Here is a 10,697-nt window from a genome sequence, read left to right on the forward strand (position 1 = left end):
TGGAGTCTGTGGCAAGCCGGGGCGGCCGCCTGCACGGCAGCCGGCATTGAAGGCCGGGGCGATCCGGAAGTCGTGCGATGGTGGTGCAATGCCGACCGAATGACGGGGCCGCCGACGAACATCCGCTTCGAGGTTGCCGCAGGTCTTACCGACATGCGATGCGGCTCTGTGATTTCGTGCGCCGCCCATCAGGTTCAACGTGCGGTATAGTCCGCGTACCACTTGTTTTCAAATGTGCCTCACAAAGCGATGCCGCTCCTCCCTCAATACAAATACACAAAACGACCGCCCTACGCCCAAGTCGTCGGCACAGAACTCGCCAGCGCCAGCGCGGCAGCTATAGTCAAAGATTCCCCAACTGATTAGCCCGCCGAGCCCGACGTACTTCACGTCTTCCAAGGCTTCTCGAAGCATTGTCGATCCGTTCCTGCCATCTAGGCTTTTATCTATTGTCCTCTGCAAAGCGATCGTCTCCTGCACTTCCTTCATCGAACGTCGGAGGTCTACCTCGTAGTCGCCGTTCTGTCGGCGCCATACCAGGAAAGCACGGGGAATCTTGCCGTGACAGTAATCAAAATGCGTTATAACGCCGACTGTAGGGTACTTTAGGCGAAACGTGTCAACGATCCTCGCCCATTCCAAGTCGTAATGCGATCTGCCAATCGCCGCCCTATACTGATCCACTAATTTCTTTAGCATTTATGCCCTCCACCTATCTGGCCAAGACTTCAAGAGCGAGAGTGGGCTACCAGATCATAATGTATCTGTCCGATCGAGCGTCTTCAATCCTCCGGAGGCTTTACTACCAACAGATGAGTTTAAGCGTCATTTGACGGCCGCATCGTTAGCGGTCACGCACGATCTTGTACTTACTAACCTTTTAGAAAGTATTGTCATGTGAAACAATACTTTCATGAAATGCAAACGAAACTCGGATGCTCGGTCGATCGAGCATCAAGCCTTGCAGGTAATGCGGCAGCAGGCAGTGAAGGCTATTCGCGAAGGCCAGACGGTAGAAAGCGTGGCTGCGGCCTTTGGTGTCAATGTGCGCAGCGTCTATCGCTGGCTGGCCGACTTTGCCAACGGCGGGCAGACGGCGCTGCTGGCTAAGCCGATACCCGGCCGCCCACCGAAGATCAGCGCCGAGGAAATGCGCTGGCTGGCCAAGGCAATCAGGGACAACACGCCGCTGCAGTACAAGTTCGAGTTCGGGCTGTGGACGCTGTCGCTGATCGGTGAGCTGATCCATCGCCAATTCGGCAAGAAGTTGTCGCTGGCCTCGGTCAGCCGGATCATGAAGCTGCTGGGGTTTAGTGCGCAGAAGCCGCTTTATCAGGCTTGGCAGCAGGACGCCAAGCTGGTGCGGCAGTGGGAAATGGAGACCTATCCGGAGATCCGGGCTCAGGCGCGAGCGGCGGGCGCAACGATCTACTTCGTGGATGAGGCGGGCATTCGCTCGGATTATCACACCGGTACGACTTGGGCGCCGCGTGGCCAGACACCTGTGGTTGGCGTGACCGGCCGGCGCTTCTCGCTGAACATGATCTCGGCAGTCAGTCCACGTGGGGAGTTTCGTTTCATGGTGCATGACGGCTCCGTCAATACGACGGTGTTTATCGAGTTTCTCAAGCGATTGATGATCGGCGCGACCAAGCCGGTTTTTGTGGTGGTGGACGGGCATCCGGTACACAGAAGCAAGCTAGTCAAAACATACGTCGAAAGTGAGCAAGGCCGGCTGAAGCTGTTCTACCTGCCGCCGTATTCTCCTCACCTGAACCCCGACGAGCAGGTGTGGGCGCACGTAAAGCGGCAAGTCTCCAAGCGTTTAGTCCAGGGAAAGAACGAAATGAAGAAATTGGCGAGAAGTGCGTTACGTCGCATTCAACGACTGCCTGAGTTAGTCAAGTCGTTCTTTCGCCAGCCGGAGTGCCAATACGCTGCGGCCTGACAATACTTTCTGAAAAGTTAGTAATCTGCCTATTATCAGCCGCGATGATATCGATCGTGAAGTTCTGGAACTGCACGGTTTTCGATTCTGCCAAATCGTATTTGACGCTCTGATAGAAGGCGGGGGCGGCATAGCCTTGTCGAAATTCCCGGTAATTGAGCTCCACGGTTGTCCCGGAGAGGCCAGAGTAAATTAGTTCTTTTTTGTAAAAATCTTCCGAGGGCTCCGTCGTCGTCTTCCACCCATCCGGCGAGTTGAGGATACCGACCCAGACACGCCGTTTGGTGACGTAGCCGTTCTGATCGGTAAACATGACACTTCCAGTTGTCGCGGTGAGATCCCGTCCAACCGCATACGACTTGAAGGCGCGCTGCTCGATTACGGTGGAGGCGCACCCGCTCAGTAGTGCTGTTGCGACGACGAAAATCGGAGTTATGCATTTCATAGTTTTTCCCCCGTGAACATTTCTCCAATCTTGGAACAGATCCGGCAAATGCGAATCGGGTAAATGGATTGGTGCGCACCAACCGTTTGGAGGGGTAAGTCCGCCGTCCAGTTCGGAGACCGCGCCAAAACGGGGGCGAACGACCGGACCACCGCCGAGAGGCCAATGAGGCACCTACAATGCACGCATGGCTTCCGATTCTGGGCCAGCGACCTCCATCCTTCAACTTCGAATTGCTCTGCGCGGCCTGAGCCCGCCGGTTTGGCGACCCCGAGCATTTGACGCTCCCACAATTGCACAATGTCATCCAGGTAATCATGGGCTGGGCGGGCGAACATCTGCACACGTTCAGCATTCGTGGCAGGCATTACGGCGAAGCTCATGAGGACGTCTTGCAGTTCTCCACAGTGGCAAACGAACTGCCGCTGACCGCGTTTCGTCTCCGTGAACACGAAGGCTTCGTCTATGTGTATGACTTCAACGCGTGGTGGCGCCACGAGATACGGGTGGAGCGGCGTATGCTGCGGCAACATCCTGGCCGGCTGCCACATTGCGTGGCGGGTTGCGGGCCTTGCCCGCCAGAGGGCGTTGGCGGGATCGAGAGGTATCTGGAGGCCAGGGACGAACGCAGTGAGTACGAGTTCCTCGATTGGCTCGAGTCGCTGCGCGAGGGTCCAATCGTGCTGGAAGACTTACGCGACGATGTCGACCGATGGCTGACTTGGCTGGATCGTCGCTTTGACCGTCAGATCGTCAACGATCGGTTGCGACACCTCAAGGGGTAGACTGGTCGCCGCAGCTTCCAAGGGAGGAGGGCGGCCATGCGTATCAGCTTGCAACTTGTAGTGCAGGACGATGGAGGCGTGCCAGCCACCGTCACCGAAATAGCCCAGTTCGAGAGAGACGGCCTTGATGTGGGCTCGCTGGGCCTGCATCTGGAGGAGGCGAAATCATTGCTGGGTCGGCTGCAGCGCACGATGGTCGCGGCACAGGTTGCCGAGGCAGTTGCCCGGACCAGCGTTTGTCCCACGTGCGGTGCGCAGTTGGCTTGCAAGGGCCACCATCACTTGGTCTTCCGTAGCGCGTTCGGCCGGCTGTCGATTGACAGTCCCAGGCTGTATCCCTGTCGGCAATGCCAGGGCGACGCCCCCACCTTCAGTCCGGTCGCCAACTGCTTGCCTGAGCGGGTCAGTCCAGAACTGCAGTATCTCGAGGTCAAGTTCGCAGCGCTGATGTCGTATGGTCTGACCGTCAACGTCCTGCAAGAGGTGTTGCCGCTCGATCATGTGCTGGCAGCCAGCTCGATCCGGCGCCAGGTCACCGGGCTCGGTCGCCGGCTGGAAGCGGAACAGGCCACCGACGCCCGGCAGCACGCGGAGGTGGCCGCGAGCGTCGGTTCGCCCGACATTCCGGAGCCCAGTCCGGTCCGCGCCGTCGGCATTGACGGCGGCTATCTTCGGCCGGCCGGCCACCGGCGCCGGCAGGACGGCTGGTTTGAAGTGATCGTCGGGAAGTCAATGCGCGATCAGGATGCCGGCCATAGTTTTGCCTACGTGCACAAGTTGGAGCACCGGCCGGCCGATCGTATGTTGAATTTCCTCCTATGTGAAGGCGTGCAACCTAGTCAACCGGTGACCTTTCTGTCGGATGGAGGCGATACCGTACGGTTTGCGCAGCTCGGCTTTGGTGACCGCGGTGAGTACGTTCTCGATTGGTTCCACATCGCCATGCGGGTACAGAACCTCGAACAGATGATCAAGGGCCGCCCGGCACACAGCGACGGCCCAAGCAACGCGACATTGATCAAGGCGCTGCATGGCGCCAAGTGGCACCTGTGGCACGGCTGCCCCTATCCAGCGTTGCGCCGCTTGGAAAGCCTCGGCTGGGATCTGGAAGCTGAGGCCAGCCCCGAAGAGGCCAAACTCCTCGGCAAACTCGAGGAGTTCATCGTCTACCTGGACAACAACCGGCACTTCATCGTGAACTACGGTGACCGCTATCGGCATGGGGAGCCCATTGCATCAGGTTCTGTCGAGTCACCCGTCAACCAGGTGGTCAGCAAGCGATTCGTCAAACGGCAGCAGATGGCCTGGCGGCCTCGGCACGCGCACAACCTGCTGCAAATCCGGACGGCCGTGCTCAATAACCAGCTCCGGTCTTACGTTGAACGATGGTTTCCCTCCATCGCCGGAGAACAAGGCCACCGTCTTGCCGCTTAGTCGGCCCACGGTTTGGCGCGGTCTCCTCCTAGCTGCTTGCCTCTTGCACGCAGCGCAATGGCGTGCCCCTCCACCAACCTTGCGACTACGACCTTTGGCACTTCGCCCCGGGGCAATCGAGGGTCAGCCCACAGCCCACGCCCACGTCGCATCGGTCACCAAAAGCGCCACCACCATCGCCACCAGTTTGTCGTGCCAGGGCCAGCCTGCGACCCGCTCGCGAATGGGCCCGCGCCGGCGCGAAAGGAACTGCCAGAGAAGATGGGCTCCATAGAACATGAGGCCACCCGGTAGCCCGAGGTAGATCGCGATGGCCACGTCGCCATATGGCGCGACCAGCGCCGCGCGCGGCACGATCGAGTACCCGATGATCAGCACGCAGAGACCGATCCACGCCACGAACCCGAGCTCGCACCTAAGATTCCACCGCGGCGCCTCCTCGTGAGCGGTGGGTGGCCCGCCGGCGGGCACCACCGGGCTTACCCGCCCGATCGCCTCGTCGAACGTCATCCAGCGCTTCGCTTCATAGTCGAACACCTGACACGCCCTGATGATGGACAGAAGATTTGAGAGGGACAGCTTCGCGACACAGACGTCACGTGGATAGGCATCCTCCAGCGCCCGCTGGGCCTCGACCAGATGGTAGAGCGGAATCGTCTTGTCGACGTGGTGGGCGGTGTGCTGGAAGATCCGGCCGAACACGACGTCGAGCCATACCGGCATCTGGACGTGGACGGTGCCGCGGACCTGCCCCCGGAAGAAGTTCCACTCGCGCTGGTCCCGGTACCAGACGACCCCGGGATGGGTGTGATGCTGGAACGTGACGAAGGCCATGACGAAATTCCAGACGACGAATGGCAGGGCGATCATCAGCAGGCAATTCGCCAAGGCGCCACCCATACCGGCGCGCGTGGCCACCACGAGCTGGGCGAGCAAGAAGCCCCCGACCAGCCCATAGTCGATCCACCCATCCCGCCGGCGGAAGTCGCGGAAGCCTGCCGGCAGCGCCAGAATCTGGCATCGCCACCAGATATCCACGAGGTAGTAGAACCCCAGCCCGGCCGGCGATCGATAGAACCGGTGGAGCGCCTGGCGCCACGGCGGTAGCGCGGCGAACTCCTGCGGCGACAGGGGCGGATATCCCTCATCCTTGCCCAACAGACAGGTCCACCCATGGTGAAGCTTATTGTGCCCGGTCTCCCAGGTACAGACGGGATGGAGGGATGGCAGGAAGGCGACCTGTGCCATGATCCGGTTGATCCGTGCGCTTGGCACTATGGAACGGTGGGCGCAGTCATGGCCAATGACAAACACCACACCAGTCGCGAATCCCAAGGCGACACCAAGACACGCCTTGAGCCAGATGGCGTCGGTCATGAGGCCTGCATAGAAGACCGTCACCCACACCCCAATAGCGGCCGACCAAATCCCAAGGCCGATCAGCCACGACCGGTCCCGGCAATTGTCTAGAATGTTTGTCCGTACCTGGCGCGGGGAGGGAGACGACACAGAGGACGAGGCGGAAGGCGCGTCGATGCCAGGCGGCCTCTCGGCCAGATCACCGGCCAGCATCGTTCCACTCCACTGAAGCCGCGTCGAAAGCGCCCTTGATGCGGTGGGCGGCATCCAGGCATTGCTCTGCTGTATGGTCGGCCATGACTTGGAGCCGCAACCTGGAGGTATTGGTAGAGACAGCGGGGTACTCGACCAGATTGACGGCCACACCGCGGTGGGTGATTTCACGCACTGTCAGGCGGGCCAGAGCATCGTGACCCACCATCACCGGGACGATCGGCGACGGCTCACCCAGGACTTTGAACTGGCGGATGGTCAGTCCAGCTCGTAGCGCGGTAATAGCGTGCATCAGCTTCTCGCGACGGAAAGCACCTTCCGTCGAGCGGACGATCCTTAGGGAGGCATGGATGGCTGCTAGCTGTAGGGGAGACAGAGCGTTGGAGAACGTGTTCGGGGGAGCGTAGAAACGCAGGTATTCCTTGATCGCCGGATTTGTGCTGGCGACAAACCCTCCGTTCGAGGCGAACGTCTTAGAGAAGCTACCCATTACCAGATCGACCTTCCCCAGCATTCCCTGCAACTCCAACGTGCCACCTCCGTAACCACCCAAACAGCCGAGATCGTGGGCGACATCGACCAGCAGGATAGCGTTGTACTCGGAAGCCACTGTCTGTAGCGCGCCTAGGTCTGGCGAATCCGAATCCATGGAGAACACGCCTTCGGTCACGACCATCACACTGTTGACGGCATCCCTACGACGAATTCTTGCCAACACCCGGCTAAGGTGCTCGACATCCAGATGCCGGTATAGGTGGACATTCCTAGTAGCCGCTGCTGCGCCTTGCTGAAGGCAGTTGTGAGCAAGCTGGTCGATCACGACATGGTCGTCAGACCGCATGAGACCGGCTATCACGCCATAGCCCGCTGCCCACCCTGTAGGGAACAGGCAGACATGGTTCATGTGCAGGTGATCGGCCAGGTCAGCCTCAAGCGCTGGCGCTAACCTGCAATTCCCAGCCAGCGCGGTCGACCCGGCGCTATGGACTCCGAATTTGTGCATCGCCTCCAATACGGCACCGAGCACCGTTGGATGCGTCGAAAGGCTCAGGTAGTCCTGCGACGAGAAGTTGAGCCCCTGATAGATCGAGCCATCCATCATCGCCAGAGAGGTGACTGCCATTGGGGCACCCATCAATGTCTTCGCATAGGGATAGCCGCCCATCCTTATCCGGGCAACAGCCCACCGATGGAATCGATCCGCGCGCAAGGCTGGATGGATCTCCGCGCCGCCGGCGAAGTCCCGCACGCTCCCGGCCAGGGGATTTGCTTCATCCAATCCCTGCAACTCAAGTGCCCCCCCTCCGCCAGCCGGCGATGCCGTAGCTGACGCGCCACCAACAACCTGATTTTCAGCAACCTCGATCCGAGCCATAGCCGTTCCCCTGACAGCGCCTTGGCTACAAGTCTTGCCGCCAGGCGGCCCGCTCACATCATCAACTTTGATGAGAAATGCGAAGAAATTGGGGTGCAGAGCCGAGTCTGACCGGGCCGGATGTTGATCGAAGCCGGCTAGCACGTCCCGTCGGCAAGGGTTTCACGAGCGCGAAACGATTGTCGTTCTGGGGTTTACGGTGGGGTGCGTGGCGCGAGGAGCACAACATCTGTCACGAAGGCTTTGCAGAATCCAGCCAGCGCGGACTGGGAGAAAAAGCTTGACGGCGCGGAGGACCGCTGGTGAAGCCGCGCGTCGAGTCACGAGATAGCTGGCCGACTGGCCCAGGCTTCACGATTGGGAAATAACGGCCAACTTGACGACGTCCACGACGCGACTGCAGCCTAGCTTCATCTTGATGCTCGCCACCTGAGTGCGAACGGTACTCTCCGACACCCCGCTTCCCTGCGCGTATTCAGCCGGCGCCAACCCGGCCACCAGGGCGGCCAGAACGTTGGCTTCGGCCTGCGTGATGCCAAATGTATGGACAAGCGATTCGACATTCGGCGCACCGAAAGCGCTACAGCGCCTGATCCGAACCACAAGAAGGCGTTCGTTTGCCAGCTTCAGTCGGTTGGATGCGGGGGCAATGTCCAGCACCAGGGTCTCGCCTCGAGCAATGGACACAGTCGCTTTGGACTTCGCGCCGGTGACGAGTGCCAAGGCCAAGTTGCGCCGAATGTAAGCAAGGACGCCGGGCAGGGGATGGTGTAGGCGCCCCTTCTTGATGGTCAGCCCGTCTTGGTAGTCGAGCATGGCCAACGCCGCGTCCGACGCGCGGGTGATCGCGCCGCCCGCTGTTACGAGACAAGCCGCTTCACCCAGCGAGGATAGGGTGTCGTCCAGAACTTTCAGGTTTTCAGCCATAGAGGACCTCTTTTGCGCCAAGGCGCGCTGAAATTCCCGGACATAGATGCCGACTTCGCCGGCCGCTAGGCGCTCGCCGGCGCCTTCTTCGATGCTCGATCGTTGGAAACTGAAGCCTGTTAGCTGTTCGCTATTCCGCTCAAGCAGGAGCGCGAAGATTTGCTCCTGACGGTGTTTGCGAAGGTAGTCGTTGTGGAACTCGGAGCGCAGGAGCTGCGATCGTGGGATGGCGACGTTGCTGTCCAACCAGGTGCCCGGTGCCAGCCCGAGAGAGGCGTGCGCGAGCAAGTCGACCTTGTGGTAATGCTCCGCGTAGTCTGAGATCGTGGCGTCTGATAGTCCAACGTGATCGACGTTGAGAAGTTCGCCGCTCCCGTTCATCATGATGAGAGAGCCGGAATCGGCGCCAATTAAATCGCGGCCTGTCGTGAGGATATCGGTCCAGGGCGGCGCATCTGTCGAGATGCAGGCGACCGCGTCCATGGCACGCTGAAATACTGATGAATGAGGCACGTCAGCTCCTCCCGAGCGCAACTGGCACCTTGAACCGCCCGATCTCAGCCGCTAGGCTTGTCCCGCTTTGCCTCAAGCTCCCCGCGCTTAGCGGGAGGGTAACATTGGTTCCCCCCCAGAACAACGCCGATCCGTGCGGTACCCCACGTTCGGGGTGACCACACGAAGCGACCGCGTTGTTTTCGCGTTGAGCCAAACTTAATGCCGGGTCGTCACCAATCTCGGACGGAGACTCATCGCGAAACTGTGGACCGTTTCGCACCGCCCCTTATCGCCCCTGTATCACTCACTTTATCGATGCATGAATGCTCGAATCTCTTCCAAGGACTTAACGCGACCTTCCAATGCGTCGTTGATACCTCTCTCCACATCGTTCAGCATCAGCCGCCGCCATTGCGCTCCTTTTAGGCTGTAGTCTGTGGTCTTGGCCTCACCATTCATTTTTAGCAAACCTTCGTGATCTGCTGCCTCGTCCGCAGACGGTTCAGTCGACTGTGAGCGCGGCTCGCTGTTGGGAACACCATCTGGGGTGATCGTACCTTTCGTGTGAAATCTGGCGGTCTGGTCCCAAAAGCAATTGCGAATCAATGAGTTGCAATATCTCTGGTCGTGCGAAAGGCGGAAAGCGGCAAAGCCTTGCTGCAGGCGGCTCTTCGGTTGATTACCGCCACTTTTCCCACGAGAGGTACGATCAGCCCATCGCCAGAGCAGAAAACCACCGCATTGCCGCTTAATCACCCCCCGCTTTGGCGCGTCTCCTGTTTGCCGCCAGCGCGGCCATCGACGTGTGAGTGGTGCGCGCCGCTGCGACGCAGGCCGGTGACACCGACCGGGCATGGGTCACGCAGAGCACGATGGCCAGTGGCGAGCAACTGCCCCGACAAGCCCAGCCCATCACGCGCGCCGCGGCCGAGGGCGTTGGCGCGCAGATCGCGCGGATGCGCCGTCAAAGGAAGGGCCAGCAGCTATTTTGCCGCGCGCGAAAAGGGGTGTTGTAAGACGGCTGAAGGCAGTGGCTGCGAATAAGCCAATTGGGCACATATTCGGACCACGCCGGCTACAATATGCTCGATTTCTAACACCTTGCTGCGAGATAGACTATGAAAACATTTCTGGCTGCCACTACGCTGGGCGTCGCGATGCTGGCGGGCTGCGCTTCTCCAAATCCTAACCTAATTCGTACCTTTACCCGCGCGCCTTTACCGGCGGGAAGCGTTGTATCGTTTCCTCAGCCTGCCACTGTTTCGCAAGCCGAGATCGGCCAAAGTATGGTTTCCACGGCAAGGAAGGCGGTGATCCCGGCCATTGGGTTGGAAAAAGAGGTCAACCACACAGGCACGAATAACGGTCTCACATTCAACGTTACGCTTCCCGCCGAGGTGTATCCACTGCACGGTGCAGACGCTAACGGCACTTTCTACAAGTCTCAAGATCCGCTGGAGTTGGTGGTACTAAAGGATGGCGCGAAAGCAAAGATAACAGGGGGAGTCTATGTCCCTGCGGATAAGACCAAGCCTGCGGAATTCTACTGGTTGGCGGGTGACACTGGCCTTCCCATGAATCAAGTGGATCCCGAGATTCAGTACAGTGCACAGAAATTCGGGATCGTCGGCGGAATCTGTGGGTGAATTAGTGTGCGCGGCTAGCCAAGTGACACTCGATTCAGATACTGATAGAGCTTGCGACATGTTGCATCAA

At 59.6% G+C, this 10,697-nt stretch carries 11 protein-coding genes; 5 read left to right on the plus strand and 6 right to left on the minus strand.

What is annotated here, in order from left to right; translation table 11 throughout:
• A partial coding sequence (locus ACYP5B_RS47220) for a hypothetical protein (RefSeq protein ID WP_459574234.1) occupies window positions 1-210 on the plus strand: 210 nt, incomplete at its 5' end.
• Between the two features lie 18 nt (window positions 211-228).
• Here ACYP5B_RS47220 and ACYP5B_RS47225 read toward each other — a convergent pair.
• Window positions 229-699: a hypothetical protein gene (locus ACYP5B_RS47225; RefSeq protein WP_459574236.1), complete on the minus strand. Its 471-nt coding sequence runs from the start codon at window positions 697-699 to the stop codon at window positions 229-231.
• A 214-nt stretch (window positions 700-913) separates the two neighbouring features.
• Here ACYP5B_RS47225 and ACYP5B_RS47230 point away from each other — a divergent pair, with 214 nt between their 5' ends.
• Entirely contained in the window at window positions 914-1,948 is a 1,035-nt protein-coding gene (locus ACYP5B_RS47230) for an IS630 family transposase (RefSeq protein ID WP_459574237.1), read from the plus strand.
• On the opposite strand, the gene ACYP5B_RS47235 is transcribed toward ACYP5B_RS47230, so the two are convergent.
• Window positions 1,902-2,261: a hypothetical protein gene (locus ACYP5B_RS47235; protein WP_459574239.1), complete on the minus strand. Its 360-nt coding sequence runs from the start codon at window positions 2,259-2,261 to the stop codon at window positions 1,902-1,904. The two genes, ACYP5B_RS47230 and ACYP5B_RS47235, sit on opposite strands and share 47 nt — an antisense overlap.
• A gap of 425 nt (window positions 2,262-2,686) precedes the next feature.
• Here ACYP5B_RS47235 and ACYP5B_RS47240 point away from each other — a divergent pair, with 425 nt between their 5' ends.
• Window positions 2,687-3,178, plus strand: a complete 492-nt coding sequence (locus ACYP5B_RS47240; protein WP_459574241.1) for a plasmid pRiA4b ORF-3 family protein — start codon at window positions 2,687-2,689, stop codon at window positions 3,176-3,178.
• Window positions 3,179-3,214: 36 nt separating this feature from the next.
• On the plus strand, window positions 3,215-4,612 hold the full coding sequence (locus ACYP5B_RS47245; protein WP_459574243.1) for an ISKra4 family transposase: 1,398 nt from the start codon (window positions 3,215-3,217) through the stop codon (window positions 4,610-4,612).
• A gap of 123 nt (window positions 4,613-4,735) precedes the next feature.
• On the opposite strand, the gene ACYP5B_RS47250 is transcribed toward ACYP5B_RS47245, so the two are convergent.
• The 4 genes from ACYP5B_RS47250 to ACYP5B_RS47265 all read right to left on the minus strand — a co-directional run bounded on the left by ACYP5B_RS47250 (window position 4,736) and on the right by ACYP5B_RS47265 (window position 9,737).
• Window positions 4,736-5,989, minus strand: coding sequence for a fatty acid desaturase (locus ACYP5B_RS47250; protein ID WP_459574244.1), 1,254 nt, complete (start codon window positions 5,987-5,989; stop codon window positions 4,736-4,738).
• 181 nt (window positions 5,990-6,170) lie between these two features.
• The gene (locus ACYP5B_RS47255; RefSeq protein WP_459574246.1) at window positions 6,171-7,559 is read right to left on the minus strand and encodes an aminotransferase class I/II-fold pyridoxal phosphate-dependent enzyme; all 1,389 of its coding nucleotides are present in this window, start codon (window positions 7,557-7,559) and stop codon (window positions 6,171-6,173) included.
• Window positions 7,560-7,910: 351 nt separating this feature from the next.
• Window positions 7,911-8,999: a helix-turn-helix transcriptional regulator gene (locus ACYP5B_RS47260; RefSeq protein WP_459574247.1), complete on the minus strand. Its 1,089-nt coding sequence runs from the start codon at window positions 8,997-8,999 to the stop codon at window positions 7,911-7,913.
• Between the two features lie 291 nt (window positions 9,000-9,290).
• Entirely contained in the window at window positions 9,291-9,737 is a 447-nt protein-coding gene (locus ACYP5B_RS47265) for a hypothetical protein (protein ID WP_459574248.1), read from the minus strand.
• Window positions 9,738-10,099: 362 nt separating this feature from the next.
• Between ACYP5B_RS47265 and ACYP5B_RS47270 the strand changes: the two genes are divergently transcribed.
• Window positions 10,100-10,627 carry a hypothetical protein gene (locus tag ACYP5B_RS47270; RefSeq protein WP_459574250.1) on the plus strand — a complete coding sequence of 176 codons (528 nt, stop codon included), beginning with the start codon at window positions 10,100-10,102 and terminating at the stop codon, window positions 10,625-10,627.
• Window positions 10,628-10,697: the final 70 nt, after the last annotated feature.

It is taken from the genome of Cupriavidus sp. 8B (assembly GCF_054589115.1).